The 25,510-nt window shown below is 50.2% G+C and carries 29 protein-coding genes; 13 read left to right on the forward strand and 16 right to left on the reverse strand.

Annotation, left to right across the window (positions count from 1 at the left end):
- Nucleotides 1–241 precede the first annotated feature (241 nt).
- The 3 genes from ACFQJB_RS13385 to ACFQJB_RS13395 all read left to right on the forward strand — a co-directional run bounded on the left by ACFQJB_RS13385 (nt 242) and on the right by ACFQJB_RS13395 (nt 2,139).
- Nucleotides 242–586 carry a hypothetical protein gene (locus tag ACFQJB_RS13385; protein ID WP_379728167.1) on the forward strand — a complete coding sequence of 115 codons (345 nt, stop codon included), beginning with the start codon at nt 242–244 and terminating at the stop codon, nt 584–586.
- Between the two features lie 155 nt (nt 587–741).
- The gene (locus tag ACFQJB_RS13390) at nt 742–957 is read left to right on the forward strand and encodes a hypothetical protein (protein ID WP_379728169.1); all 216 of its coding nucleotides are present in this window, start codon (nt 742–744) and stop codon (nt 955–957) included.
- Between the two features lie 993 nt (nt 958–1,950).
- The gene (locus tag ACFQJB_RS13395) at nt 1,951–2,139 is read left to right on the forward strand and encodes a hypothetical protein (protein ID WP_379728171.1); all 189 of its coding nucleotides are present in this window, start codon (nt 1,951–1,953) and stop codon (nt 2,137–2,139) included.
- Nucleotides 2,140–2,160: 21 nt separating this feature from the next.
- Here ACFQJB_RS13395 and ACFQJB_RS13400 read toward each other — a convergent pair whose 3' ends face one another.
- The 8 genes from ACFQJB_RS13400 to ACFQJB_RS13435 form a co-directional block, all read right to left on the reverse strand.
- Nucleotides 2,161–3,963: an ATP-binding protein gene (locus tag ACFQJB_RS13400; protein ID WP_379728173.1), complete on the reverse strand. Its 1,803-nt coding sequence runs from the start codon at nt 3,961–3,963 to the stop codon at nt 2,161–2,163.
- A gap of 6 nt (nt 3,964–3,969) precedes the next feature.
- The gene (locus ACFQJB_RS13405) at nt 3,970–4,608 is read right to left on the reverse strand and encodes a DNA double-strand break repair nuclease NurA (RefSeq protein ID WP_379728175.1); all 639 of its coding nucleotides are present in this window, start codon (nt 4,606–4,608) and stop codon (nt 3,970–3,972) included.
- Nucleotides 4,605–5,255: a hypothetical protein gene (locus ACFQJB_RS13410; RefSeq protein ID WP_379728177.1), complete on the reverse strand. Its 651-nt coding sequence runs from the start codon at nt 5,253–5,255 to the stop codon at nt 4,605–4,607. The genes ACFQJB_RS13405 and ACFQJB_RS13410 overlap by 4 nt, the downstream gene beginning before the upstream one ends.
- Nucleotides 5,248–6,372 carry a hypothetical protein gene (locus ACFQJB_RS13415; protein WP_379728179.1) on the reverse strand — a complete coding sequence of 375 codons (1,125 nt, stop codon included), beginning with the start codon at nt 6,370–6,372 and terminating at the stop codon, nt 5,248–5,250. The genes ACFQJB_RS13410 and ACFQJB_RS13415 overlap by 8 nt, the downstream gene beginning before the upstream one ends.
- 77 nt (nt 6,373–6,449) lie before the next feature.
- The gene (locus ACFQJB_RS13420) at nt 6,450–7,235 is read right to left on the reverse strand and encodes a hypothetical protein (protein WP_379728181.1); all 786 of its coding nucleotides are present in this window, start codon (nt 7,233–7,235) and stop codon (nt 6,450–6,452) included.
- On the reverse strand, nt 7,202–7,966 hold the full coding sequence (locus ACFQJB_RS13425; RefSeq protein ID WP_379728183.1) for an AAA family ATPase: 765 nt from the start codon (nt 7,964–7,966) through the stop codon (nt 7,202–7,204). The genes ACFQJB_RS13420 and ACFQJB_RS13425 overlap by 34 nt, the downstream gene beginning before the upstream one ends.
- Nucleotides 7,966–8,502 (reverse strand): hypothetical protein, encoded by a 537-nt coding sequence (locus tag ACFQJB_RS13430; RefSeq protein WP_379728185.1) that lies wholly within the window; start codon nt 8,500–8,502, stop codon nt 7,966–7,968. The genes ACFQJB_RS13425 and ACFQJB_RS13430 overlap by 1 nt, the downstream gene beginning before the upstream one ends.
- A gap of 146 nt (nt 8,503–8,648) precedes the next feature.
- A complete protein-coding gene (locus tag ACFQJB_RS13435) occupies nt 8,649–9,164 on the reverse strand; it encodes a metallophosphoesterase (RefSeq protein WP_379728187.1) in 516 nt (171 codons plus the stop codon).
- Between the two features lie 134 nt (nt 9,165–9,298).
- Here ACFQJB_RS13435 and ACFQJB_RS13440 point away from each other — a divergent pair, with 134 nt between their 5' ends.
- Both ACFQJB_RS13440 and ACFQJB_RS13445 read left to right on the forward strand, forming a co-directional pair.
- Entirely contained in the window at nt 9,299–10,144 is an 846-nt protein-coding gene (locus ACFQJB_RS13440) for a TM1812 family CRISPR-associated protein (RefSeq protein ID WP_379728189.1), read from the forward strand.
- Nucleotides 10,145–10,146: 2 nt separating this feature from the next.
- Nucleotides 10,147–10,527 (forward strand): hypothetical protein, encoded by a 381-nt coding sequence (locus tag ACFQJB_RS13445; RefSeq protein ID WP_379728191.1) that lies wholly within the window; start codon nt 10,147–10,149, stop codon nt 10,525–10,527.
- A 58-nt stretch (nt 10,528–10,585) separates the two neighbouring features.
- On the opposite strand, the gene ACFQJB_RS13450 is transcribed toward ACFQJB_RS13445, so the two are convergent.
- Both ACFQJB_RS13450 and ACFQJB_RS13455 read right to left on the reverse strand, forming a co-directional pair.
- A complete protein-coding gene (locus ACFQJB_RS13450; protein WP_379728193.1) occupies nt 10,586–10,927 on the reverse strand; it encodes a hypothetical protein in 342 nt (113 codons plus the stop codon).
- A 48-nt stretch (nt 10,928–10,975) separates the two neighbouring features.
- Entirely contained in the window at nt 10,976–11,602 is a 627-nt protein-coding gene (locus ACFQJB_RS13455; protein WP_379728195.1) for a CBS domain-containing protein, read from the reverse strand.
- A gap of 146 nt (nt 11,603–11,748) precedes the next feature.
- Here ACFQJB_RS13455 and ACFQJB_RS13460 point away from each other — a divergent pair, with 146 nt between their 5' ends.
- On the forward strand, nt 11,749–12,378 hold the full coding sequence (locus ACFQJB_RS13460; RefSeq protein WP_379728197.1) for a vWA domain-containing protein: 630 nt from the start codon (nt 11,749–11,751) through the stop codon (nt 12,376–12,378).
- A gap of 110 nt (nt 12,379–12,488) precedes the next feature.
- Entirely contained in the window at nt 12,489–13,022 is a 534-nt protein-coding gene (locus ACFQJB_RS13465; RefSeq protein ID WP_379728199.1) for a protein-tyrosine phosphatase family protein, read from the forward strand.
- Here the strand turns inward: ACFQJB_RS13465 and ACFQJB_RS13470 are convergent.
- Complete coding sequence (locus ACFQJB_RS13470) at nt 12,981–13,487, reverse strand: HD domain-containing protein (protein WP_379728201.1); 507 nt, start codon at nt 13,485–13,487, stop codon at nt 12,981–12,983. The genes ACFQJB_RS13465 and ACFQJB_RS13470 overlap by 42 nt on opposite strands.
- 147 nt (nt 13,488–13,634) lie before the next feature.
- Between ACFQJB_RS13470 and ACFQJB_RS13475 the strand changes: the two genes are divergently transcribed.
- Both ACFQJB_RS13475 and ACFQJB_RS13480 read left to right on the forward strand, forming a co-directional pair.
- Complete coding sequence (locus ACFQJB_RS13475; RefSeq protein WP_379728203.1) at nt 13,635–15,359, forward strand: pentapeptide repeat-containing protein; 1,725 nt, start codon at nt 13,635–13,637, stop codon at nt 15,357–15,359.
- A 10-nt stretch (nt 15,360–15,369) separates the two neighbouring features.
- Nucleotides 15,370–15,702, forward strand: a complete 333-nt coding sequence (locus tag ACFQJB_RS13480) for a hypothetical protein (protein WP_379728205.1) — start codon at nt 15,370–15,372, stop codon at nt 15,700–15,702.
- 60 nt (nt 15,703–15,762) lie between these two features.
- Here the strand turns inward: ACFQJB_RS13480 and ACFQJB_RS13485 are convergent, their stop codons facing one another.
- Both ACFQJB_RS13485 and ACFQJB_RS13490 read right to left on the reverse strand, forming a co-directional pair.
- Nucleotides 15,763–16,629 carry a hypothetical protein gene (locus ACFQJB_RS13485; protein WP_379728207.1) on the reverse strand — a complete coding sequence of 289 codons (867 nt, stop codon included), beginning with the start codon at nt 16,627–16,629 and terminating at the stop codon, nt 15,763–15,765.
- A gap of 174 nt (nt 16,630–16,803) precedes the next feature.
- Nucleotides 16,804–17,295, reverse strand: a complete 492-nt coding sequence (locus ACFQJB_RS13490; protein ID WP_379728209.1) for a hypothetical protein — start codon at nt 17,293–17,295, stop codon at nt 16,804–16,806.
- A gap of 159 nt (nt 17,296–17,454) precedes the next feature.
- Between ACFQJB_RS13490 and ACFQJB_RS13495 the strand changes: the two genes are divergently transcribed.
- Nucleotides 17,455–18,435, forward strand: coding sequence for an HNH endonuclease (locus ACFQJB_RS13495; protein ID WP_379728211.1), 981 nt, complete (start codon nt 17,455–17,457; stop codon nt 18,433–18,435).
- A 137-nt stretch (nt 18,436–18,572) separates the two neighbouring features.
- Entirely contained in the window at nt 18,573–18,983 is a 411-nt protein-coding gene (locus ACFQJB_RS13500; protein WP_379728213.1) for an iron-sulfur cluster assembly scaffold protein, read from the forward strand.
- 116 nt (nt 18,984–19,099) lie between these two features.
- Here the strand turns inward: ACFQJB_RS13500 and ACFQJB_RS13505 are convergent, their stop codons facing one another.
- The 3 genes from ACFQJB_RS13505 to ACFQJB_RS13515 all read right to left on the reverse strand — a co-directional run bounded on the left by ACFQJB_RS13505 (nt 19,100) and on the right by ACFQJB_RS13515 (nt 22,136).
- Nucleotides 19,100–19,708: a protein-tyrosine phosphatase family protein gene (locus ACFQJB_RS13505; RefSeq protein WP_379728215.1), complete on the reverse strand. Its 609-nt coding sequence runs from the start codon at nt 19,706–19,708 to the stop codon at nt 19,100–19,102.
- A gap of 37 nt (nt 19,709–19,745) precedes the next feature.
- Nucleotides 19,746–20,648, reverse strand: a complete 903-nt coding sequence (gene uvsE, locus ACFQJB_RS13510) for a UV DNA damage repair endonuclease UvsE (protein ID WP_379728217.1) — start codon at nt 20,646–20,648, stop codon at nt 19,746–19,748.
- 480 nt (nt 20,649–21,128) lie between these two features.
- Nucleotides 21,129–22,136: a hypothetical protein gene (locus ACFQJB_RS13515; RefSeq protein WP_379728219.1), complete on the reverse strand. Its 1,008-nt coding sequence runs from the start codon at nt 22,134–22,136 to the stop codon at nt 21,129–21,131.
- On the opposite strand from ACFQJB_RS13515, the gene ACFQJB_RS13520 reads away from it, so the two are divergent.
- Together ACFQJB_RS13520 and ACFQJB_RS13525 are read left to right on the forward strand one after the other, a co-directional pair.
- Nucleotides 22,119–22,946: a spore cortex biosynthesis protein YabQ gene (locus tag ACFQJB_RS13520; RefSeq protein ID WP_379728221.1), complete on the forward strand. Its 828-nt coding sequence runs from the start codon at nt 22,119–22,121 to the stop codon at nt 22,944–22,946. The two genes, ACFQJB_RS13515 and ACFQJB_RS13520, sit on opposite strands and share 18 nt — an antisense overlap.
- A complete protein-coding gene (locus ACFQJB_RS13525; protein WP_379728223.1) occupies nt 22,943–25,483 on the forward strand; it encodes a UvrD-helicase domain-containing protein in 2,541 nt (846 codons plus the stop codon). The genes ACFQJB_RS13520 and ACFQJB_RS13525 overlap by 4 nt, the downstream gene beginning before the upstream one ends.
- Nucleotides 25,484–25,510 lie beyond the last annotated feature (27 nt).

A 25,510-nucleotide genomic window follows, 5' to 3' on the forward strand; every position in this document is an offset into this window, starting at 1 on the left:
CGTCGTAGACCTGAGTCATATTAAGAGGTAGTTTGGATGTTCCAATCTGAGTCAGCTCAGGTTGATAAGGGTACCGTTCGAAGAACCGTACAAAATAGAACACATCGCAGAAGGATTTCTGAGATATATATCTTCTATTATCTGAGAATCGTGATTTACCACTACAGATTTTATAGGAGTGCCTGTTGCGGAGTGATTTCAATTGTAGTAGATATTTATTGCAAGAACAAATAGTGGACGTATGACTTGGAGTTGGTTTGAGCGGGCGAGAGACAATGAGACAGATTGGAAAGATCAGTTGGATAAATCCGAAGAACGTCCCGCATTTGAAGAAATTTTAGATGCTGCAAAGAAAGTCAGTGATGTGTCTGGAGGCAGACTGGTAATAACAACCTATGATCCATATACTGGCGAGACGTACACGCGCGATGTGCGCGTCTATGAGACAGATGATTCAACAATTATCGGAGGTGACGGTCAAATTCGCATGTTTGTTTTACCAGATTTAACAGTTGGACACTTCGATACACAAGGAGGTACAGACAGAATGCCCGATCTCGTGGTAGACTACGAAGTTGAAATGTAAAATATAAAAATAATTCTGGCACCGCTAAGGCTCATCCTCTGTTGTGATAGATTAGTTTTGTTCGTCTCTCCCGCTGATTGAGTTTATTTCCTGAATAAGTGTGCTCTCACACATCAAAAACCATTTCCCAATTGTAAAACTATCCATGGTAAGAAATGAGTTCGCCTGCATCCAGTACTGAGGAGATAGTCGAGGAGTTAGCAGCAATCAGCGGAGTGATGCAAGATGATATACACGTCAGCGACAATACCGTCACCACGTACATTCCGAGAGATAAGATGGAAGATGCTGAGGCCTTGGAAAATATAGATGTGGAGATCCTCGAAGAGCACGATCACGAATACTTGATATCTGCTAACTCCTCCGGTTGAAGCCTTACGCAATACTTTGTTTCTGACTTGAAACCGCAACCGAAAGAGGTTTTTTGTATTAGAAACCTGTCGCACCAGTATGGAGAATATCCCCCAGCCTCCTGACACCCCATACGAAGTCGGGCAACAGGTTCGTATTTATTTGAGCGACGATGACATGGATGCATAATATCATGGCCTCGTCTGCGAAATTATCGGAGACGAACCTAATGACCTGGGGAATTAAACGGCCGAGATGTTGATAGCCATCACTACCGTCTTCGCCGAGTTGACACCGGTGACGGCTTCTCACCCTCTTTTCGACATGAAGATCTTGTAGCCGAGTCCGAATGGCCGGTACGTGAGTAACTGGTAGTCTTTTTCTTCAATTCTCTGAGTAATTTAGATAATGAGTGTCAGCGGTCGGTACGCAACCACATTCTGTCGGTTGATTCAGGATTTATAAATGAAAATGATGCAGTTCTTGTACCGGCTACAACATCTCTAAAACAGCGACCAACTAAACTGGCGGATTCGGATTTCTATATGTATTGGTGCCACCGGCGAAATCAATCAAGAATAGCTGAAAGGGTGGGGTTTGCGTAATCGACTTGTGTATCAAATCGCTAACGAAAACAAACTCGAACGTCTGAAACCGTCGAATTTGGGAAATCTATCGATACCAGTACGACCCGTCGTCAGGGAACAGGTATCGCTTTTTCATGACAAGTGGCTATGAGTCTACTCAATCAGAGTTCGATTCAACCGGTTGTTGAGCCATATCTGCGTCAATCTGTAGATGTTGCAGGTTCCACTTTGAAGCATTGTGCTGGAGGGTGGTGAGGAGAAGACCCCCAGATTAACACATTGAGTCGCCGAGGAGGGGAGGTTCAGTGGAGAGCATATATTATGAAGCTGGAAGTGGGGAATGGCTGTTCAGACCATACCTATCGACTCTATTCATCGAACATATCTAGGGCAAGAATCATCACCACAGTGACTCATTGCGAAAGCATGCCTCCAGATCGCCTGCGTAGTATCGTCCCGATGTTCGGTGGTGGTTCCCAGTACGTCCAAACCCTAAACGCCATCTTAGCTGTCGTCAATGACCATCAGCCAACCACCGATGAACTCGTGGGCTGGCATCGTGGCACGTTCCAGAACGTCCCCAGCCGTGAGTCGATTATGCGGCGTGTGAAATAATGATTGTGAGTGTTACGCGTTTCAATTTGAGTGGTATGTCAAGCAGACAGTTAGTCCCTGAACTTCGACTGGACGGACATCTGGGGCATCAACTACGGCTTGGCCTTTGTCGAAGGTCACAATCTGATCCTCATAGTCAGCAGGAATCCGGATACGATCGACTACCTCCGGCTGGAGACCGAGATAAATACGTGTGTTTGTCTGTTTGAGGATTTCGTCGTCAATGTCCTGTGGGTTTTGCGTGACCATGTAGAGTCCAAACTTGTCTTTTCGTCCACGCTTCGCCGCTTGGCGGAAGTTCTGGACAAGATATTGTTCACGGGGTCGATCCGTGCTAGAAAGATATTCGTGAGCTTCATCGACACAAAGCAGCAGTGGCGTCCCCTTGATCTGTGGATGTTGAACGCCGGTGTCGATCTTATTCTCAACGATGTGTGTCATCAATGCTAAGAGAACCAATTTCTCGGTTTCACCGCGAAGGTGGCCAGTCGGAACGACAGTCACTTGACCACGATTGAACATGTCGCTCGTGTATTCATCGAGGCTGGTGGTTCCGTGGTCGAAGACACGGTCGTAGATCGGGCCGGTGACGCGACGGTCGACTGCAGCCAGGATATTATCATTATCGACGATCTCGTCGCCATTCAGCTCAAGCCAGTTCTCGAAGTCGTTGTACGTTGGTTCCTCATCACCATCGTCGTCAAATTGGTTGAAGTACGCATTGAGAACGTTCCGAATCGCATTGAACGTCGGGTCTTGTGGTCGTGACGAAAGTAGGAGTTGGGGCCGGTTTTCGACGACAGAGAACGGGATGCCGAAAGTTCGGATGTTATTGAGTGTCGGCTGACTATTTGCCGTCACTGGTGCGAATGCTTGGAGATCGTCATCCAAACCGCCAACGGCCACGCCTTTATTTCTGAGCTCTCTGGCCTTTTCTGTAGAGAGGTTCGGGTTGTCATCACGCATTTCAACGTATTCGTCCTCGGGGTCAATGACAAACAGATTCAGATAGCGCTGGCGGATATCTTCGTCAATCCCGAAGGCTTCCTGCTCCTCAGGTGGGACTTCGATTGGATATTGTTTTGAGACGGCGCACTGCCGGAGAATATTTTTCGAGAAATGCGTTTTGCCCTTCCCGGTGCTGCCTGCGACAAGTACGTGCCGAAAGATTGCGGGTTCGCCCTCGTCTGCGGTGCCGTCTGTTGCATTCGGATTGGATAGAAGATATGTAAGCGGATTTTCCTCGTTGGGGATAAGGTCACCACTGACGGCCATGTCGCCAATGTAGATACCCTCACTTGGGATATTGAGCCCAACGCGGAGGACTTCTTCCCCCTCAATGAGATGAACGTCCTCGCCGGGTTTCGGCGGTCGATCAACAGTCTGCCTGGTCAGTGCATCTTCTATACGATCGTGTTCGACGATAGCAATTGGGTTGAGATGGGCGACGTATGCGAGATTCTGCTCACCGAAGTCACTGTAGCCGCCTCCATCCACCCAGTCGTTGACTTCCGTGATTGGCTGATATTCGAGGCGATCAATTGCGGCGAGCAATACTTCGTCTTCATTTGCTCCGGTGGTCGCATCAGGGTAAGGGACACAAACGTAGTTACCGACTCGAATACCGTCACGTTCACGCTGGTCGATGTATGCGACGATCTGGGTATCGCCGCGTCCGATGAACAGTTCCGAATCTTTGAGCGCGACGTGGCCGAGACTCTCATCACCGAGTACCGGCTCAGCCATTGATTCGTCGCTGGGCTCTTCCTCTGTCTCGTCTTGGTCACCGTACTTTGCTGCGATGTCGTCTGTTGAATCACTCATGTTGAGTTACTCCTGGTTGTTGAGGTCGTTGTAGCCGCGGAGTTCGTTATAGGTGCGGACTGATGTTGCGTGCTGGAGTTCTCGACGGAGTCGCTGACGGTTTTCGCGGCTGATCGTCGCAGCTTCGTCAGCTGCATCGATTGCGAAGGGAATACTTCGCGTCGCGGCGATCTCTCCGAGGACTTTCCGCTGAATTCGTTTTCGACTCGCGGCATCCCGCACCGTCATTACCGGAGCTTCGACGCGGACGACAGTATTCTGGAGCGGGATACGAGCATAGAAGAACGCTGTCTGGTACTCGGCTGCGTCACCGCGTCGGAAATTCACGCCGTCAAGGCCTTCCAGTGGAACGAACGCCGAATCAGCTTTTGCAGGCGTCATCTGTCGTTGGACGAGCCATGTCGTATAGCTGATAACGGCACCGTCGTCGCCGTACCAATCATCCGGGTTGTACAGTGCTTCACTGAAAAACAGATTATCGTTCCCCCAGCGAATCGGTGTTTCTACCTCGTCGGGTGCTTTCGCTTCAATCGCAGAGACCACCTGAGTGCTTGTCGGCGATTTGACTACGCCTGCTACCGGAAGATTAGCCCGATCCTGTCCTTCGACGACGCGAACGTAATTCGTAATGATATTCTCGATCATATCGGGCCAGAAGTCAAGCGGTGTCTCTCGGGAGTCCCCTGTTTGGGCAAACATCGTCCAGAGCAGGACACGACTCGGGTACAGTGGCCCATCAATGAGTAGTGGTCGTCAATATCACCAAGCAAACGGCGGGCATGGCGGCCTTCGGCGTAGGTTCGTCCAATCCCAGTGACCCAGTCGGCGAGATCCCGTTGGCGTGATGTGATCGTTGGGAAACGAAAAACGTGAGACTCAACGTTATCATATCCGGGGCGGAGATCCTCAATGTCGAAGTCTTCGTTTTCGAAGTAGACGACGGTTGTCAGCGTGCTCTCTTTCGCCAACCCGGCTTGATCGGTTTGACCACTGATTCCCAGTTTTGCATTTGCAGCACCAAGGAGGAGGCCATTGCTGAATTGAAGTGGTTGTGTCGTACTCGCATCGACGCCGTATGTCACAGGCCAGGGGTCGTCCCAGTCCTGAATCTCGTCTACGAGTTCGTGCTTGATACTCGGCGATTCCAGTGTATCGATATCTCCGCCGGGTTTGTCAAGATACTCGAAGAGAGCTGCAGCCGGTTGATCCTCGTCATTCGAGGCATCGTCAACGCGGCCATTGAGAGTGTTGAACACATCCCGGAGCGCACCGAGCGTGTTTGGATCAGTCATCGTCGTCGGCTATCCCTCCCGTGGGCCCATCGTGTGTGGCGGCAACCATGCTTGCGTCTTCAGCAGGATCTTTCTCTACGTGGAGCGCGGCGTCAGCGTTCTGGATCAGCTGGTCATTGTGGCTCACAACGAGGATCTGAGGCACGTTCCACTCGGAGATGGCCTGGATTACGGAGTGGAGTTCGTCTACGTGGTTATCATCAAGGAAGCTCGTTGGCTCATCGAGAATAAACGGTGGAAGACGATCACCGCCGGAGCTGTCGCGCTTGGCAACGAGACGATAGACGCCAGCGCGTAACGCGAGGTTGACAATCGTGCTCTCACCCCCGCTCGTGACTTCGGGCTTTATATAGGCTTCATCACTTGTCACGAGATTGATCGTGTAATCTTGTTCGATATGAACGCCAGTGTAACTCTGGTTCTGGTATAGGTCGTTGAAGACCTCGTTCGTGTAGGCGTTTAGCAGTTCGACGTTTTCTTCGCGTAGCTGAGCTTTGACATCCTCATAGCCAGCAATGATGTCGTTGATATCCTCAACGACGGTTTCGCCCCACTCTTTTTGATCAGTGAGCGTATCGACGCGCTCCTGCTGTTGTTCAACTGCATTGAGTGCTGCCTTCTTGTCTGCACGTTCCTGCACGATATTTTCGAGTTCTTCCTCAGCGGCTTCCTTATTTTCGACAGCAGTTTCACGGTACCCTTCGTACTCGTCGATGTTCGACTCCAACTCCTCAATGTCGATGTCCGCAAGCTCGTCATCTATCTCGTCGAGTTTCTCCTCAAGATCATCAAGATCATCGAGAAGCGTACGGCGCATATCCCGTGTGTGATCGATACGCTGATCATACTGTTCTATATCTCCTTCCAGATCATCGATTTTCTCGTGTTTTTTGCAGGCCTCCTCAACAGCGTCTTTGACTTCCCCTAATTCGTCGATTTTACTCTCTACGTCCTCCAATTCATCCTCAAGTATCGAGACGTGGTTCTGAGCGTCTGTTAGTTCTTCTTGAGTTGATTCGAGTTCTTCTTTGGCCTCCTCAACTGCTGTTTCCTGATCCTCAAGTTCGCTTTCTAACCGCTCGATTTCTGCTTCTACATCTCCTAGCTCATCTTCCAACTCGTCAACGGTGTCCTGCTTGGCCAGTGCATTGGTGACCTCCTCGCGGAGATCCGAGAGGGTATCTCGCTGCTCACTCAGCTGATCTCGCTTTTCGTGTAAGTTTTCGATATCAGTTTCCGTATCAGAGAGTGCCTGATCAACGCTCCGTCCGTCGGATGTGTGTCCCCCTCATGTTCCGTGCCACAAACGGGGCAGACCCCTTCATCGCCAAGATCACTCAGCTGTTCTTCTTTCGTTTGGAGGCGTCCAATCTGATTACCGAGCTTTTCGCGCTTATCTGCCAACTCGTCACGTGCGTCCGGGATTTCGTCGTCACGGAGCGTTTCCAACGTGGTATCCTCTGAGACAGGGAGGTCACCAGCTTGCTCTCGAACCTCTTCGATTACGGTTTCAGCCTCGGATTCGGCTTCTGTAATCTCCGACTCCAGTCGTTCCTTCTCTATGCGCTCTTCTTCCAGGTTTGTTTCGAGTTGCTCGTATTTGTCCTCAGCGTCGTCTAAGTCTGTTTTGTGATCGTTCTTCTCCTCTTCTAGTCGGTCAACTTCTTTCTTCGCGTTTCGGAGGTCAGCATCAATCCCCGCTTTTTTCTCCTGCTCATCGCTCAACTCGGATTCGATTTCTTCGAGTGCCGCCTCAGCGTCCTCAATCGAAGACACGTCGTACGCAGCAACGCTGTCGTTGAGTTCTGCTATTCGGTCACGCGCTTCCGTCTGTTTGGCTTCAGCTGTCTCTTTGTTTTCTTTCGCTTCCTCCAACTCCTCTCCATGGGACTCGTATTCATCTCGTTTTGCTTCTAATTCATCTGTTATTTCCTCGCGCTCCTCCTTCAGGTCGTCAACTGCTTCAGTTGCTCGCGCCAACCATCTAATTGCTCATCAATATCATCAATGTCGTCTTCGTACTCCTCGATATCGGCTTCAATCTGGTCAATTTCTTCGTCCAGATCAGCAATTTCTGATTCAAGCGTGTCTTTACTTGAGAAAGAATCGAGTCGGTCACGCGCCTCTGATAGGCGGTTCTCTGCTTCGTTGCGTTTGCTCTTTGCTTCTCTGCGCGCCTTGACTGCGCGGTCGATCAAATCATCGACGCGACTCAGACCGAGGAGCCCATCAAGAATCTCTTTCCGGGTATCTTCATCAGCGTGAACGAGGCGAGCGATGTTTCCTTGCTGGACGTAGACACTGCTGACGAACGACGACGCATTCATCCCAAGGAGATCTCGACTAACTGTGTTCTCTACGTTCCGAACACCTGACACTGGTTCAGTGAGTGCTTCAGATTGGAGCTCACAGGACTCCGTGCTACCATCAGCATTAATGACCCATTCGATGGTGTAATCCTGTCCACCGGCCTCGAACGTGAGTTCGATACGACCTTGATCTTCGTCGTGACGGACAAAGTCAGCGAGATTGAAATCCGATCCAATTTCGTATTTTCCGCCTTGAGGGAAGAGCGCGCCGAATACGCTCCGGAAAATCGTTGATTTACCGGCCCCGTTCTTTCCGTAGATGAGTGTCTCGCCGTCGTCGAAGTCAATTGTCTCGTACGTGTAGCTCTGGATGTTCTCGATGGTGAGTTCTCGCAGAAGCATTATGCATCACCCGTCGTTTGCTGCTCATCTTCGATGCTGTCGAACTGTTCGTCGCGCTCTTCCTCAAGAATTGCGCCGACATCGTTCCGGACATGGGAATCCTTGGTTGCGTCTGTCGCCCGTATAACTTCTTCAATTCGTGAACTCGTTGGTTCGATGTCTAACTCACTGATTGTCTCGTCAATGAGTGATTGAATCTCTGCAACATCCGTCTCCCCACCTTCGAATTCATGATCGATGCTTGCGCGGCGTTTGTCTTGGACGTGGACGACGCCTGCACCCCGGGAGTCAACCAGTTCATAGACATCCCGTTGGGAAACCGTCGTATTGTTTCCATGTAGTTGGACGACGACGAGTTGCTCGTCAAGATCCTTGTCGGCACCGAGTGCTTCATCCAGACGTTGGTCAACTAATTCGAGACCATCTTGTTCGCCGAACTGCACTGGAACTTGGAGGAACTCACGTGGTGCTTCGCCCGCTGGTGTATCAAGTGTGTGCCGACGGATCGTGAGGTTGCCAGATTCAACCTCAAGCATCAGCACGCCTCTCGGTGCTGATTCTCTTGTGGAACAGCGCTCTGTCGAACCAGGATAGAACGCCTGAACGCCGTCTACTGTCTCCTCTGTGTAGCCGTGATAGTCCCCGAGTGCGATTGCCGTTGGGGTGATATTCAGCCGGTCGATTACCTCCTGGAGCCGTAGTTTGCCTGCTGTGGGGGGACGAGTTCTTCGAAGAGATGGTGCATGCAGACGATAGTCACGTCGGCTGAAGTTGGAGGTTCACTCAATTCGAACTCGTAGCTCTTCCAGGACGGGGCCCGGATGGCGTCGATGCCATAGAGGGCGACATCGTCGTTTACGAGGACAGATGTTTCATCGAGATGATGAACAAGATCGAAGCGGTTGATGAGATCGAGCCACTGCTCGTCTAATTTCCGTTCATGATTACCGACGATCCCGTAGAAAGGGATTCCAGCGTCATTCAATTTCGCTAGCGTATCGAGACAGCGGTTCACATCTGGGACGCCTGGTTGTGGGTCATCAAATAAATCGCCAGTGTGGATAACGGCGTCTACCTGTTCATCAATGGCGAGGTCGATTGCTGCGTCAAAAGCGTCAGCGAAATCTTCACGACGGGTATCATCGCCGTATTGGCGATTCCCGAGGTGTGTATCGCTAACGTGGAGGACACGAGTCATGAATTGTGGGTGCACCAACAGGTGGGAGACTGATAATGGTGAGCCTACCGAGGTGAAAGTAAAGCTCACCTCACCTAACCCCACACCGGTTGAGGAAAGGTTATAATTATGATACTGCTGCTAATATAATCTCTATGGGCAACCCCGGTGACCTGCTTATCGGAAGCATTGGCACCTCCAATTACGACGAAGTCGTCTATGAGTTGGATGGAGAGAAGGCCAAGGCCGATGTCTCACCTACTGCGTTAACCAAACTATGCGATATAGGGCAAGCACTCATCTTCAGGACACCCGAGGCTGGTGAAAAAAATGATCATCGGCTAAGCGAGGCTTTCTCCGCAGCAGGCGTTGATTTCGAACTCATTGATATAGGCTTGATCGAAGAGCAAGAAGACGTAAATAAAATTCTCCAGAGAATTGTGGATACGACGCGAAGCAGCCGTTTTCGTGAAGATTCAATCATCTTAGATATCTCTCATTCATTTCGATCAATCCCGATAGTGTTCTTGTTATCGGTGATGCAACTAACCTCGCTCTACGAAAATGCGGCATTGAAAAAAATCTATTACAGTCGCTTTGCGGGCAGTAGTGATCATGAATCATCGCCGGTTATTGATATGACATATCTGCGAACGATGATAGAGTGGTACGATGCATTTGAGATGGCAGATCAAAATGGGACTTATCGAGGGATTCGGGTATTACTTGAAGAACGGAAAGAGGAGATTTGGACAGATAATGAATCGCATCCAGAGGGTCAAAATTTTTCAAAGGCAGTGGGCCAATTTGGGGCCGCTCAACAAGCTATCGATGCTGGGTTTCCTCTGGAAGCGGGTTTGAAAGCCAACGTGACACTTGAATCAATTTCTGGACTCGATGAGGAGGCATTTGTTGGGCCAGAAGGGATGGTTCTGAACTCCTTGGAACGGTTGCTCAATGGGTTTGATACGACCAAGACGTTAGTGATAAATCTGAATTGACATTGGACGAGAAGGAACTGCGTCGGCAGGCACATATAGTGCAGTACTATGTGGATAATGACCGCTACTGGATAGCGATTGAATGCGCACGTGAACTCATGATAAATCGGTTTTTGTACGATGCCGGACTAACCGAGGATTGGCTTGAACACGACAACAGAGCCCGGATCGCACCAGCCCGGGAGACAAGCACGAGCAATTCACCCATGATGTGGATGCTGTTCAGGCTCTATGGGATCAAATCAGAAAAGCTCGCAATCAGTATGCCCACGCCGGGTTCAAGACTGATGGACGTGAGGATGTGGACGATATCAATCAATGGATTGAGAAGTTATGCAATCGTATTGATGACGATGAATTTTGGAATGATAAATAAAATGTAATTCTGAGGAAAGATAAGATCAATTCGACTCTGTTTTGAACGAATTATCTTCTAATCCTTCAATTTTCAACCACCTGAATATCCGTTACCTCGCCTATTTCGTCTTTCTTCTTGCCGTCTTGATACAGCGTAGCGACAGGAGTCTTCCATTTAGGGAAGTCTTCAAATTGACCGCAAGTCACTTTCAGAGTCGTTGTATCCAGATTCAACCTTTCAACGGTATCCTGATCGAGATTTACACGTGCAGAGGCTCCTCCCGGGTCATACCACGGATCTACTGGGTCTTCTTTTCGCTCATCATATCCGTGATTGTCTACTGTACCGTGATATTCTGCTTCTTCGGTTGAAACTGTTATCTCCTGGCCAACTTCTAATTTTTTTATCACATGCCCCAATCCCATACTATGGATTTATTGATCAAGTATCTTTTATTTTTGCGTGTGGATAGCTCAGAGCTGCTCAATTCGGGCGAAATCTGCTGGTGTTAGAATACCTACGTAGGGATTCTCTTCTGTTTTAGAGAGATTGGTCTGGCCTGGGGTAATTAACACCGCTTCATTTGTATCTAACAGGTCACAGGCCAGAGTGGCTGGCGCATCAGCCGGAATTTCAGGGAATGGCGTCCGCATATGTTGTCGTACATCAGTAGTCAGGTCAGTCACCTCAAGCAGGTAGCGTTCAGTTAATCTACCCACGGATTGGCCACTCTGATCGATCACCGGAAGTTGTGAAATATTTAAATCTTCCATCTGCTCAATGGCTTTCTCTACGCTGTCATTCGGGGCAACAGAGACTAATTCGTAGGCTGGAGGACGGAAATCGTGTTTTTGTGCTAAGACATCCCTGACATAGGTGGTTGACTCAGAATCAATTAGCGTCAGTAATTCCTGTTGAACCCGGTAGAGCGTTTCATATCTTGCGCCGCCTTGCCGACTCTCGATCCTACTGATCTGGCTTGGGCTTACGTCCAATCGGTCTGCGAGTTCCGTCTGGGTGACGCCATGTTTAGAACGCGTCGCACGGAGCCACTCACCGAGTTCTTCCGGCGGTGGAAGCTCCATTCGAGGATCGTCCATATCCCGCCCTTAGGATACCACTGTAATCCATTTTTTGATTGATTCATATCGCATAGCGTCTTTGAGTGGGATACATAATTTGTGTTATAATCATAGGCCAAATATTTTTGAGTGTGAATCAACTATTGGTTAGTGAGGAGAAAATCATGAACACACACATCACGTTTGTTCTCGATTCCTCGGGGTCAATGTCTGCTATCCGAGAGGATACCATCGGCGGGTTCAACACCTTTCTCGAAGAACAGCAAGAAGAAGACGGGTCGGCAACGGTCTCACTGATCGACTTCAACACCACAGTTGAGATCAGCTACCGAGGCATGGCGATCGAAGGTGCAGAGAAACTGACCGCAGAGACGTACACGCCCGGTGGCAAGACAGCACTCTTTGACGCCATCGTCACAGCCATCGACGATACGACGGCCTTCCTCAGCAGTATCGACGCAGACGACCGGCCTGACAACGTCATCGTCGTCGTGTTGACTGACGGTAAAGAAAACGCCTCGGAGACCCCACAGGAGACTGTGCGGAAGCACATCGAAACCAAGCAGGACGAACACGATTGGGAGTTCCTGTTCATCGGGGCCAATCAGGATGCCGCACTTACCGCCGAAGGGGTCGGCATCGACAAGCAGAATTCCCTCAATATGGCTCACTCCGGTGAAGGAACCAAAGCAGCGTACGAATCCACATCTGATCGAGTCAGAGAGTACCGCCAGACTGGTGAGACAGACGGGTATACAGACGAAGATCGCCGCCGACAGGATGAGAGTTCGTAGCGACACGAGAGCCGTGGCTTATCGTTGAGGCCACCAGCATTCGATGCGTGATCGAGCAACCTGGAATCGCTGGTTAGAGAATCATCACTAATACACTCGAAGATATACCAATGAGCATGCCAACATGTCGATTCGAGACCGCAGCGCCCGATGAAGAGTACGTCTACGGTGCCTGTGAGCCTGAATGGGATTTTGGGGCATCAACGATCGACGCATGGATCAGTTTCATGCAAGAGAGAGATATCGAACGGGTGTGTTGTCTATTATCGGACGGACAGGTTGCAGACCACGACAACCTTATTGAACGATACCGTGAGGCGTTCGGGACTGATCAGGTTCTACACGCGCCCGTTAAAGACCATACACTCATTCCAGAGGCTACGTTCACTGATGATCTTCTTCCGTTTATTGAGGACTCCGTGGCGGTTGATGAATCAGTTGTCGTCCACTGCAAGGCTGGGATTGGCCGCACCGGGCAAGCCCTCGCAGGGTGGCTGGTGTATGCTCATGATTATACGCCCAAGCAGGCATTACAAACCGTTTCTGATCGGCATCGCACGCCAGACGATGCGATCAGAGCGGGAAATGCGACAAGATCCGAACTAATCAACCGGCTGGACAGTCTCAGCACGGTCGACAACTGACTCACGAACAACGGCAGACTTGCTACCGCATCGGTTGTTCGTTCGCCTCACTGTTCTGCAGTTTGAGCCACGCTTCGTGGTATATCTCCTGCTTTTCAGGACTGACTGCTCAACGCTGTGTAATCGCGTTAAGTCCATATTATCCTCAATATCAGCGAGTTTCACCTTCCGTGCGATCGGATGGGCCGCTGATCGCTCAACAAACTCCATGTACGATTCGTCACCACGTTTGGTAAGCGCATCGACGGCATCGCGGATATTCTCTCCAAACTTTGTCTCAATATCTTCCAGCGTATACTCACCGTCTTCCACGACATCATGAAGCACAGCTGCGATTCGTTCGTTCTCTGTGTCCATCTCTTCCATCAGACGTAGCGGATGGCGAATGTAGGTCGTGCCTGCTTTGTCTGTATCACCTTCGTGTGCATCCAGTGCCACGGAAATAGCTCGCTCTAAGTCATTCATAGAACCCTATTACTCTGGAAAACACAGATAACTTCCGGCCAGTTGGAACCACTCCGTATCCGCTGGATATGCAACGAACCCTGCCACTCACCCATCTTTGGCCGTCTGCTGCACTACTTATATTACATCTCAAACGAATGTCATTGTATGACGGATACGTCACCAGCCCAATGTAAATACGCATACGAACCACCTAACGATCTGCTAATTGATGATAAAATTGATCTACCGGAGATTGAGTACAATGGGTGTCCGCACGAAGCAGTTGATGTAGACGAGAGTCGGTGCTTGTTCCACCACCCGGAGACAGAATATCCTAGTGATCGGCTCACAGACCGCTTCCGAGAGACGCTCAGTGACGAAACCGTAGCCCCGACATTTGCCGGTGGTAGTTTAGAAACGATTGATCTTGCTGGTGAAACTGTTAGCACAGCCAGCGGTGCACCGATTGATCTGCGAGGCGTGCATATTGACGGTGATCTGATACTGACCGACGCAACCATTGAGGTACCACTGCTGCTTGACCGAGCTGCAGTCTCTGGATCACTACAAGCAGACAATGCTACCTTTCAGTCAGTAGTCAGTGTAGCTGGTGCCGATATCAACGGCCGGATCTCGTGTCACGGCACGACGATTAAAGAATCACTCGTCGGAATAGAGATGAATGCAGGATACGTTGATGGCCGAGATCTCACTGTTGAGGACAACCTCTATTTCAACGGTGCGTCGTTTGCATCCAACCTGCTCATGGCGCGAGCAACGGTTGGAGATGACTTGCTACTCACTGAGGCAACATTTGATTGGAACATTGACGCCACAAATGTCTCTGTGGGCGGCGATTTTGATGCAACAGATGTGAGTATTGATGCTGGATTTGATTGTATTGCCGCAGATATCGAGGGTGATGTTGAACTGCGTAATCTCACTGTTGGTGAGGATACCGATTGGAGCCACGCAGCGATCTCTGGCGACCTAACAGCTACTGATGCGTCGTTTGGTGATGAACTGAATTTCAAGGACGTCTCTGTTGGCGGTGATAGTCTTCGGTTTGATGGATCACACTTTGAGGGTAAAGCAGATTTCGGCACGCTGAGAGTTCCCAGAGGGAGTATCTCATACACTGAAGCCACGTTTGAGACCGAGGTGTGGTTCACCCATTCGAGGATCAATGCAATGAGTGACTTCAGTCAGGCAACCTTCCATGGCATGTCGCATCTCCGCGACGCCGCATTTGAAGATAACCTGAAACTCCGGTCTGTCAAGGCCACTGGCCAATTTTTCCTCCACGGATCAACGGTCGAAGGCGAATATGATTGTACGAACGCTTCATTTGAGCATTTTCAGTTTTCAGCAACTGTCAGAGGGAAAGCCGATTTCAGTAACGCTGAGTTCGTCGAAAAGGGGATCTTCCAGTCTAGCACATTCGAAGATCGTGTCTGGTTCGATGGCGTCAGTTTTGCTGGCCATCCAGATTTCAGTGATACTCGGTTTACTGGCAAGGTTACATTTGATGATGCCGAGTTCTTGGTTGATCCGACATTTGAGAACACCCGATTCGCTGTTGACCCTGATTTGAGTGCCGCAAACTATCCATTGGCAGAGGATGTCGATTTAGCAGACCGCCGTGAGCGAATGATTCTCGCTCATCCTGACTCTCTGAAAGGCGAAGGAGAATCATTTCCAGTCGATAAACTAGCTGGCGAGTTTACCATCCCTGCAGCCACTACTCATCTCATAGACAATAATCCCGCACTGACACAGGGAATTAGCAAAGCACTAACAGAATTTGATTCACCCACGTGGAATACTATTGTAGAGAAGCCACTGCGAACAGCCCGAACAAGCTGTGGCTCGACTTTCGAATCAGAGTGACGCGACGCTCGTGTTTGCGTTTACGATAAATCCAGAAGGGTCGCCGACAACCGAGTGGGTTGAGGATGTTATGTTGGCCGCAGTGTACACGCAGGAGGGACAAGAGATCGTTTTCGGTCATCTCGATTCAGGATTTGTTGAGTATGATTATCTTGTGCCTATTCCGGCTTCTGACGATGCGTTTGAATCAGGTGCCGCTGTCGCCACCAGTACAGAACTCCACAAGGCAACCATAAGGAACGAAATGTATCGTGCAGCATTACTTAGCGAACAAGAGGACAAAAGCCAGATGATACACAAGCCGCTTATCCCGATGCTCGTCGGAGCGGGAAATCAAGGGTAAGGAGGCACTGAGGGGTAGGTGAGATAGTAATACAGGCAGTCACGTTTATCACAAGTTCTGTCAGTTGTGGGCATCAACAATCGGCTTGTCACGTACCAATATTGTGTGTAGCTTATCGCTGCGGGGCTCAATTTTGAGTGCTTCCTGTTGCCAGTGCCGCGGTTGTTTCGATTCCCAGACGCCGTAAATCGTCGCCTTGGGGAGTATCACAACGCCGAAAATCACGGCGAGCATATACACCAAGGTCGCAATCTGATCCCACGATCCAGTGAGGTGCTGTGGCACGTCAATATCGAAATCGACGTGGACAGCTGGGATTTTCTGTTCACGAGCGGCATCGACGAACCCGAAATCATTCGAGAACAGGATCACACCCGTCGGTTCAGCCTCGTAATACTCTACGCACCCTTCGATGATCGCATCGTCGCCGCGATCACTCGCTACAATATCGTGTGGACGGGTCTCCCGGAGGCGACGATACTCCCGTAGTCCGAGTCGGGTTTCCCGGTTGGACTCATTTGGTTGGCCAGCGAACGCTGTACACTCATCCCCGAAGGACGTAGCCAACTGGTCAGCATCCATCGCATCGCCACCGTATCGATGACTGATGCTAAGTTCCTCGTCGACACCCTCAGGAAGTGTGTATCCGTTGACTGGGTTGCGGCCCTCTGAATCACCGTAGAGGGCTGGATCGATCTCAAGAACATCGTGCATCCGCCACGGGAGCAGATTGGTATCGATCCCCGCATACCGCGGTGGATGCCCAGCCTGGAGATCTTGATACCCATAGCGGTTGAGGAATTTATCGACCTCATCTCGGTTTCTGATATCGACCAGTTTGCTAGCTACAAACGTCTTCAGGTACGCTGGCGGATCTGGGAGTTCTTTCCGAACCCTTGAGCCGTACTCCCGTTCGATTACCTCCAAGGCCTCATCGTACGACAGTGCCCCCGTGGAGACAGATATCGAGCAGCTTCGGGCTCACCGGCTCTACGGTCAGCAATTCGCCAATCTCATCGGCTGGATGTCTGATTGGAAGCGTCCGTTCATCAAGCTCATAGTATGCGTTCAACAGCAGCGTCAATGCGTTCTTATTGAGTATCATGCCAGCACCTCAGTGAAATCGTAGAGTTCAGCCGCTGGCTTTGGGATATTCGGATAAATACGACTGTAGTATTCACTGGATTTCAGATAGAAATAGAAGATGTGATCGACATCAAATGTCGTACCTGCGTTGAACGCGATAACCGACATGAATTTTCTGCCCGGGGTTACATCGACAGCGACGTCTGCACCGTCCTCTTGGGCAGCTTCGATTGCAGTTTGATAATGCCCGACGATAGCGTCGAATTCCGTTTCGTGCTCAACAGTGGCCACTTCGATGGTAGGTTCATCAACCCCGTGCTGTCGGAGAATCGTCTGAGTCAACTCGCTTGCCGTGTCAATCGCATCATCAAGTCCAGGGTTATCAAGGAAATAGACGGTATCTGGAACATACGGTTCGGTGATGCCATCGCCGACACAGGCGGCAGCAATCGGATTGACCATCGCTTCGATGGTCGTGCTTCCTGAGCTTATCCAGACGTGTTCCATTTCAGTTAGTAGCTATTCCGACATGAGTTAAGCGTTCGGTGGATGCTTTTACCTGTTGTAAATATACCATTAATGGATCAGTGTTTGTTGGTACTTCAGCGAATTTAGAAGCGATACTTCACAGAAAGAATCATCACCACAGTGACTCATTGCGAAAGCATGCCTCCAGATCGCCTGCGTAGCATCGTGCCAATGTTTGGTGGCGGTTCCCAGTACGTTGAAACCCTAAACGCCATCTTAGCCGTCGTCGATAACCATCAGCCAACCACCGAGGAACTCGTGGGCTGGCATCGTGGCACATTCCAGAACGTCTCCAGCCGTGAGTCGATTATGCGGCGTGTGAGATACCTCGAAAACGTTGGCTTTCTTCACAAACCCGATGAAAACTGGCAGCTCGATACTCTCGGCGAAGAGTACCTCAATGACCAAGACACCGCGACTCTCCTACGGATCATGTGCGACCGGAATGTCGGCCTTCGAAGCTTACTGTATGCGCTCTCCGCAGCCCCGATGACACTCGCCAAGATCAGCACCCAACAACTCAATACCCATCCTGAGCTGGACTGGAGCCCAGAGCAGACCGATATGGCAAAACAGCGGGTGAACTGGCTCCGAAGCATGAGCCTCATCGAACAAACCGGCGACCAATATACTCTCACCGGTGAGGGACGACAATTCGTCGCCGACGCCGTCGAACAGTGGGCAGGAACGTACGATCCTGACCCAGAAGCTGACTATCAAGGTGGTACCTATGAGACAACGACTCAGGCCCGGGTTGTTGATCTGGAGTTTCGTGCTACCGTTCTCACACGGCATGATCACGAGTGCCCGATCTCGGGAGTTGATCATCCCGGATTGCTTGATGTCGCCCACGTCTTGTCATGGAGCGACTACCCCGAACACCGAGCGGACATGGCGAACGTATTGCCACTGAGCAAAACCCACCACGCTGCCTTCGACCGCAACCTCTTCACACTCGATGAGGAGTATCGTCTCCGTGTCAACCCGGAATTTGAGACTGACAGCCAGCTGCTCCAGCAAACGATCATTGAGCAGGCTGGTGAGCAAATGCAATTAGGCGAGGAGAGTATCGATCCGGAATATCTCACCCAACACAACTCGAACATCGTTTGGGTGTGAGTGTTGCTCAAATACCGTCTACCGTGAGAAATTGAGCCGGAACAGCTTCCGCCCAGGCAGTCTACTGTGACAACTTCAATCAAAGGTATGTCGGAGCCCACCAGTCATTTTTCTTTCTGTGAGCACTGAGACGCAGCATGGACAAGAAGTTCGTCCAGGAGTTGCTCGGGGATCACTCCCGAAACCCACGGAATTACGGCAAGTTGCCGGAACCCGATATTGAGGCGGAGATGACGAACCCACAGTGTGTCGGCCCAACTCACCCTGAAGGAGACCGGGTCAGAATTCAGGCAACCCTTAGCGACGACGAATCCACCGTTGAGACCGTTCGTTTCACCGGTGACGGATGCACCCTATCACAGGCCGCTGCCTCGTTGCTATCTACGAAGATGATCGGTGCCTCCGTATCAGAGATCACAGAGTGGGATGCGGAATATATCGAGGAGCGTGTTGGAATGGAGTTGACACCCTCTCGGCTGCAGTGTGCTGAGTTGATCCTCACAGCGTTTCGCCAAGCACTCGACGAGCCCACCGACTCATCCAATTGATCCGGGTGCTGTAGAACCACAGATAGCCGATACGTACTGGGATTTACTTGAACAGGACGACGCCAGTACCCACCCATTCAACCGACACCTGAAGAACACCCCACAGCATACGGAGCTCACGTCGATTCTGTCGAGAGCAACTCCTCGATAATATCGCCGTCCTGCGTTCTGAGCGGCGTGCTGTCAGCGAGGCTCCGCAACTGTCGGCGTGCTTCGGTGCGGTTCTCGATGTTAACAAGATATGCGTAGGCGTTGAGTTTGAGTTTCGGATGGGGGCGTGCTCGCGGCCGGGTTTCGTTGATCTCGTCGACGGCGGCCGCAAACGAACGATCCTCTTCGGCGGCAAGAGCAGTGGCAATCACGGTCGAACTCCGAGAGATGCCAGCCGCACAGTTCACGATGACCGTTCCGTCAGCTCGGATGTGTTCGCGTGTTGTCTCCACAGCAGCTGAAAACTCCGCTTGGTCGTTGACGTACCCGTCTTTCAGCGGATGATGATCGGTCGTCGCCCACGTTTCGTTTTTGTTGACGCTCACGACGTACTCGGGATCGAGATCCATCGCTGAGAGATGATTCGATTCGATAGCACCACCGTTGGCAATCCAGAGCTCACGGTCGCCAATCCGTGCCGCCAACGCCTGTGGGAACTTTTCCGGATCAACATCCCGGGGAACCGTTCGAACACGTCGCGTTGTGTCCGCCGTCGAATCATCGTCGGTGGTCATGGTCTTGTAATCCAGTTGTATCCTCATACTCGCTGCGCTAAGATGAGCGTTGTGAGTCCGATCTAAATTGGAGGAGTGCACGCTCTTTGCCATCGGCTTCAATCATCACATCAGCCTGTTGGTGCAGCCACTGAGGAAGATCAGCAACGTATTCAGCATGCTCTTGAGGGCGTGCGGTACCATCATGAAGCGAGTGTGGTTCCGAGTAGTGAACCGCAGGGCGCACACCGTCCCAAGTATCTGCGGCGACATCGAAGCCCTCTCTGTAACTCAGCCCGCGATCAGTGAAGCTGTGGTGATGATAATCGAAGACAACAGGGACATCAACACGTACCATGTCTGCAAGTTCACTCACACTCCACAGCCCGGGTTTGTCATCGTTTTCGACGGTGAGCCGCGCCCGTGCGCCCTCTGAGAGGGACTTCACGGCCTCGCAAAATCGATCAGCCGTCGCCGCTTTATTACCGTACGTGGCACCAATATGGACATTGATACCGAAGTACGGTGAGCGATCAACGCCGAGTAAGTCAAGCCAGTCTGCGTGATACTCAATCGCTGTGAGCGACCGCTCGACGGTTTCCTCAGACTCGCTTGCAAGTTTACACCAGTAATCCGGGTGGAAGGTCAGTCGCATTCCAGCGTCCGCAATGAGATCCCCGCATTGCTCAGCAACCGCTTTGATCGCATCATAGTCTGGGAGTTCCTCCAGTTCAAACTGGGAGTTCCACGGGACGAGTGTTGAAGTGCATCGATAAAACTGGATGTCGTGGTCTCGATTCCACTGGAGAATCGTCAGGAGATCAGTGAGATTCTGGAGAGTGAGTTCTGAGGCATAGGCGAGACCCTTCGATTCCCATGTCGCCTTTCGCATATCGCGGTTACACCGGACTGGATCATCTCGCTGCCGCAACGTTCGGTTCATACACGGATAGCCAAGCACAAGATATCCAAGTCACGGGAAGGGATAGCGGTTTTGACCGTGTGAGTGTCCTATCGTCAGTTCGTCAACGGCGGGTTGGAAGACCGACGGAAACACGGACAGCACTGAAAGATTGGGCTGACCCTCTCACTCGTAGCCAGCGCGCTTGCAACGCAGGCTTCGATCCACCCTCTTCACACTCGAAGCGGAGTATCATCTCCGAGTTAACCCAGGATTTAAAATCGACAGCCCGTTGCTCCAGCGTGCGATTATATACAGATATAACTTAGAAAGCGATTCATGCGACCAATGGTAAACAATAATGCAAAATAAATATTAAGACTATCGAGATCAAATTGGAAAGTAGGCCAATGGCAAAACACGATTACGATTTCCCTTCAGATTGGGACAAAATGACCGACGAGGAGAAATCCCGCTGGTACACACAAGAACGCTGTCGGCGACAGGCGATGCGACAAGACACCCCTGCAGGACGTGCGCTCAGAAGACAGGCTGAACGGGCCGAACAGTACAACGAGTGCGAAGAGACCCAATCACCACAGGACACAGAGAGTAACACAGCAGAAGGCTACGCCGCTTAGGCAAAAGCGATGCCGCATTTTTCGGGTGCTCACGAATACCTTGGCCACCGACATTTACGTTTTTGACAGCTATTTCGAAGCTAGTCCATGTCGATGCATCATCAAACCTCGCAAAGTCCTTTTTATTCGGTGAGACAGGAACTTTCGTAGGCTTGCCATTCCGCATCTCTGTCCGCCAACAGATCCACTGATCGTCGTTGCGGAGTTCGGACGGAATGCAATTGAGGTTAATGTCTTCTTTTGGTGTACTCGGCGACGACTCTGGCTGTGCAATCTCGCTTTCTTTTTGAGACAACTCAAGCTGGTGGGGTACCTGTTCTAATGGAGACTCACTTTCGAGAAATTCTGAAAGCAGTTCATAATCAGCACTCGTAAGATCGGCCACCCGATCACGGAGAAACGTTTGGAGTTTGCTTTGCTGGTCAGAATCAAGTTCACAGTATTCGACGGCAAGCTTCGGAATTCCATCTAATAATTCTCGCTTCGAATGGCCGTGAGGCTTGGTTTCTAAAACACCTGGGATGATGAGTGGCTTGGTTACGTCTCTCGGGACGTACTCATCATACTCATAGCCTAACTCCGAGAGGAGTACTTCAGCCGAGGGGGCGACCTGCAAAACCTGCGGCTGTCCTTCAATACTCGTTTGGATATACCCACCTGATTTTGATTGATGGCGTAGAATTTGGGCATAGAACCTGTTTGAGTACACCGGATCAAAAATACACCCTGTTAATCTTTCAGTAGCTTCCAGCAGTGGTCTATTTATATTATTTCCATATCTCTCGTAAATTTGTTTATGAGAAATTGTGGAGTCGATAAAGAAACTGAATTGGACTGTATTCGGAAACGAAAAATAAAATACAGAATAATGATTTGATAAGGAGTAATGGTGACACTGTCCCGCCAATCACTCAAATATCTCATTGCTATCGGGGTACTGGGTTTTCTCTTAGTATCGTTTCTTTCCACATTGGAAAGTGCGTATTCGTACTTCCGCGTTCTCACAGCAGCTGTCCCCAGTGTTTCACCAATAGCCATCGTGACCGACCCATTATTTTGGATCGTTGTTGCTCTATTGGTTTTTCTAATAGTTGGCTACGGTAAGATTGTGTTTGGTAATCTTGTTAGTTTTGCAGTCTGGTGTATCAAGACAGTCGACGCAATGTTGGGTGATCGCTGGTTCAGCGAACCAGTAGTTAAAGGGATTGTTCCTACTGACTCAGTAGCATGGAAGTTTGAGTATTGGACAGGTGGTGAGATCTCACCAATTGCCCCCTGTTGTCCGCGGTGTGGTACTGAACTTGAAGAGAAAATTTTGCCATCAGATGTCATTCACGGCTCCGAAGCGGGATTCAAATCCAATCAAGATTGGAAGGACACTGAAGCAGAGGTATGGAATTCAGTACACGGGGCTCCAAAATCAGAAACGACGAATGAACAGCTTGGACTTGCTTGTACTCGGTGTCGATTTACTTCCCCAGCAACACAATCAGAAAAAGTGGGCCGCGAGTCAGCAAAGAAATCGTTCAAACGACATATCGACCGCATGAAAAGTGGCAACCCTCGTAACGATCCATTCGTGGAGTACAAGCAAATTGCAGCTGAGAAAGATCGTGTCACAAAAGGTGAACCAAGTCCTGAGGGCGTTTGGGATGCCTACGTTTCGACCCGCGAGAACACAGAACTCCTCCCATTTGATACTTCGATTAACCAATGACAGCCGAACACGATTCCCACGATCAAGTAGTTGATGACGATGAAACCACTGGTACAGACGACTGGCGCGGCCAAACTTCACTTGCTGAGGGGCATCAAGGAACGTTTCCAGCGTTTGAGGAACATAAAGCAGAGGCGGGAGATCCTGAGTTCCTTCTTGAAATCACACCCGAGCCGTTTGACCAATTTCTCGAACGGTTCCTTGACACGGAGTACGTGGAGCAACGTAAGCAGATTCTAGAACAACGGGACGAGACAGAAACGGAATTCACCCGTCGGGTTGACCGGATCGAATCGGTCTATGGGGAAGTAATTAATCGCGTGCTTGATCGTCGACTTGACGGTGACTCTGTCTTATTCGATGTGGAGAACTACTGGCAACAAGTGAGTGATGTGCAGTCTGAGCTTGATTCGCTACGTGGAGCTGTCGATGAGGCGTACCTCACATATGCAGAACAAAGATATCTCTCGAATATAGAGGGGGATATCGTCAGCGCGCGGGAATATCTACGCAACAAACGAGCGTTTGATGATCATCAGGCTGATTTGAGGACTGATATTGAAAAATTCGATACCTTATTTGAACCGTATAGCGGTGGCAATCGGTACATGATTTCGTCGGATCAAGAGGAGTTGATTGAGTTAGCACATTCTATCCATCACGACCTCCAACAGACGGCCCGAGAACTCCAGATTCAGATTTTACCCGATGATGATATCGATTGGTTAGAAGAACAAAAAGCCCGATTTCAGAAACTCACCGAAGAACTCCCAGACTACAACACGGCGTTCGTGAAGCGTCAACGAGACCAGTATGAACATGTCTTCGAGACTTCTCACGGGCAGCTCAAACCTGCCCAACAGAAAGCGATCATCAGAAATAACCGACGGAATTTGGTTGATGCCAGTGCTGGAACAGGAAAAACACTCACGCTAACGCATCGGTTTGTCTACCTGCTCGAACGTGGCGTTTCACCCGCAGATATTGTTGCCGTCACGTTTACTGGTGATGCAGCTGAAGAAATGAAAGGCCGGATTGCTGACCGTGTCGATGATGTCCGAGAAGAATCTCTCCAGATTTCAACAATTCACTCCTTTGCTAACGGAATTACACAACAGTATAACTCCCAACAGTGGAGTACCGAACCCGGCGAGATGCAAGAACAACTTGCCGAGGAGTACTACAAAGCAGCCATCAATAATGAGCGGCCGGATACCGAACCTAATCCGGACGCTTTCGAAGTGTTTGCGACGCACATTAAGAAATATATCTCCGTCGAAGCTGAACGCAACGACGACGAACCGAGAGCCGGAGCGATCATAGAGGATCTCACTGACTTTATAGAGAAGGCGCAAACATTCGACCTCTCACCTGAGGAGATTAGACAACGAACACCAGATTCAAACAAGCGCGTAGCAGTCTTTGGCTTAGCTGGGGCAGCACTAGTTGAAGCATATCGAAGTGTTGCCGAGGATATTAACGGTCCTATCGACTACGATGCGATGCTGACAGATGCAATCGAGGTCATCAAAAAACACCCGAAGGAACTTGGAAACAGATACGATCACATTCTAGTTGACGAATTCCAAGACGTTTCTGAAACTGAGGTCACATTATTTAATCTGCTTGTCGAGAATGGAAGTGAGTCCCACCTGTTTTGCGTTGGAGATGACTGGCAAAGCATCTACGGGTTCCGTGGAAGCGACGTTCGTATTTTCACCGGGTTTCCAGATGATTATCCAGATACAACATACACGTCACTCGATGTCAACTTCCGGTGTCCACCAGCTATTGTTCAGGCTGGTGCGACGCTAATGGAGAACGCAACAGTCCCTCAGAATAGTAAAGCCGTCACTGCGCACTCAGATATTGAGATGTCTCCTATCGCCCACAAACTCCGTCTTTTCGAACAACGTGGTGTGAAGTATGTTGCGAACTTGATTGAAGACGCATTGAATATAGATAGCGGTAGGAGACTTTCAGCGGAACATCTCCACTCGGATGATCATCGAGATTACGGCGACGTTATGGTCATTTCGCAGAACGACAAAAATAGCAATTATCTCAGGCAACTACGTTCCGAACTAAAATCTCGGGGGCTCCCATTCAGGAATCCAAAATACATGAAAGATCACATCCCCGAATGGTATGAGGATTTGCTGGATCGGGAGATTACATACGATTCGGAACATTTCGTCGAATATGCTGACAAGGATGAGCGGCCGGATGAACCAGAAGCACCGCCGGTTATTCAACTGAAATCAATTTACTCGGCGAAAGGAACAGAAGCTCCTGTCGTTATTTTGGCTCCAGCTACAGACGGCCCCACAGATGGTATTCCACCGGAAGATCGGCCCAATGGCCTCTTTGAACCTGTTGTTGCGAATCCTGCAGAACACTTACCCGAACAACGGCGACTGTTTTATGTCGCCCTCACTCGGGCTGAAGAAGAATTTCATGCTGTCGGTGCCGATGGCCAATTCTCACGATTCATTCATGAGCCGATGACTTTTTCGAGGAAAAAGTACCTCCGTTAGAAGGGCGGTGCTCCGAGATTGAGGAAC

The organism is Halonotius sp. GCM10025705 (genome assembly GCF_042662885.1).
Classification (GTDB): domain Archaea; phylum Halobacteriota; class Halobacteria; order Halobacteriales; family Haloferacaceae; genus Halonotius; species Halonotius aquaticus.

Coding starts and splice junctions, on each gene's coding strand:
- ACFQJB_RS13385 (WP_379728167.1), top strand. CDS start 242: ATGACTTGGAGTTGGTTTGAGCGGGCGAGAGACAATGAGACAGATTGG.
- ACFQJB_RS13390 (WP_379728169.1), top strand. CDS start 742: ATGAGTTCGCCTGCATCCAGTACTGAGGAGATAGTCGAGGAGTTAGCA.
- ACFQJB_RS13395 (WP_379728171.1), top strand. CDS start 1,951: ATGCCTCCAGATCGCCTGCGTAGTATCGTCCCGATGTTCGGTGGTGGT.
- ACFQJB_RS13400 (WP_379728173.1), bottom strand. CDS start 3,963: ATGAGTGATTCAACAGACGACATCGCAGCAAAGTACGGTGACCAAGAC.
- ACFQJB_RS13405 (WP_379728175.1), bottom strand. CDS start 4,608: ATGATCGAGAATATCATTACGAATTACGTTCGCGTCGTCGAAGGACAG.
- ACFQJB_RS13410 (WP_379728177.1), bottom strand. CDS start 5,255: ATGACTGATCCAAACACGCTCGGTGCGCTCCGGGATGTGTTCAACACT.
- ACFQJB_RS13425 (WP_379728183.1), bottom strand. CDS start 7,966: ATGCTTCTGCGAGAACTCACCATCGAGAACATCCAGAGCTACACGTAC.
- ACFQJB_RS13430 (WP_379728185.1), bottom strand. CDS start 8,502: ATGCTTGAGGTTGAATCTGGCAACCTCACGATCCGTCGGCACACACTT.
- ACFQJB_RS13435 (WP_379728187.1), bottom strand. CDS start 9,164: ATGACTCGTGTCCTCCACGTTAGCGATACACACCTCGGGAATCGCCAA.
- ACFQJB_RS13440 (WP_379728189.1), top strand. CDS start 9,299: ATGGGCAACCCCGGTGACCTGCTTATCGGAAGCATTGGCACCTCCAAT.
- ACFQJB_RS13450 (WP_379728193.1), bottom strand. CDS start 10,927: ATGGGATTGGGGCATGTGATAAAAAAATTAGAAGTTGGCCAGGAGATA.
- ACFQJB_RS13455 (WP_379728195.1), bottom strand. CDS start 11,602: ATGGACGATCCTCGAATGGAGCTTCCACCGCCGGAAGAACTCGGTGAG.
- ACFQJB_RS13460 (WP_379728197.1), top strand. CDS start 11,749: ATGAACACACACATCACGTTTGTTCTCGATTCCTCGGGGTCAATGTCT.
- ACFQJB_RS13465 (WP_379728199.1), top strand. CDS start 12,489: ATGAGCATGCCAACATGTCGATTCGAGACCGCAGCGCCCGATGAAGAG.
- ACFQJB_RS13470 (WP_379728201.1), bottom strand. CDS start 13,487: ATGAATGACTTAGAGCGAGCTATTTCCGTGGCACTGGATGCACACGAA.
- ACFQJB_RS13475 (WP_379728203.1), top strand. CDS start 13,635: ATGACGGATACGTCACCAGCCCAATGTAAATACGCATACGAACCACCT.
- ACFQJB_RS13490 (WP_379728209.1), bottom strand. CDS start 17,295: ATGGAACACGTCTGGATAAGCTCAGGAAGCACGACCATCGAAGCGATG.
- ACFQJB_RS13495 (WP_379728211.1), top strand. CDS start 17,455: ATGCCTCCAGATCGCCTGCGTAGCATCGTGCCAATGTTTGGTGGCGGT.
- ACFQJB_RS13500 (WP_379728213.1), top strand. CDS start 18,573: ATGGACAAGAAGTTCGTCCAGGAGTTGCTCGGGGATCACTCCCGAAAC.
- ACFQJB_RS13505 (WP_379728215.1), bottom strand. CDS start 19,708: ATGACCACCGACGATGATTCGACGGCGGACACAACGCGACGTGTTCGA.
- ACFQJB_RS13525 (WP_379728223.1), top strand. CDS start 22,943: ATGACAGCCGAACACGATTCCCACGATCAAGTAGTTGATGACGATGAA.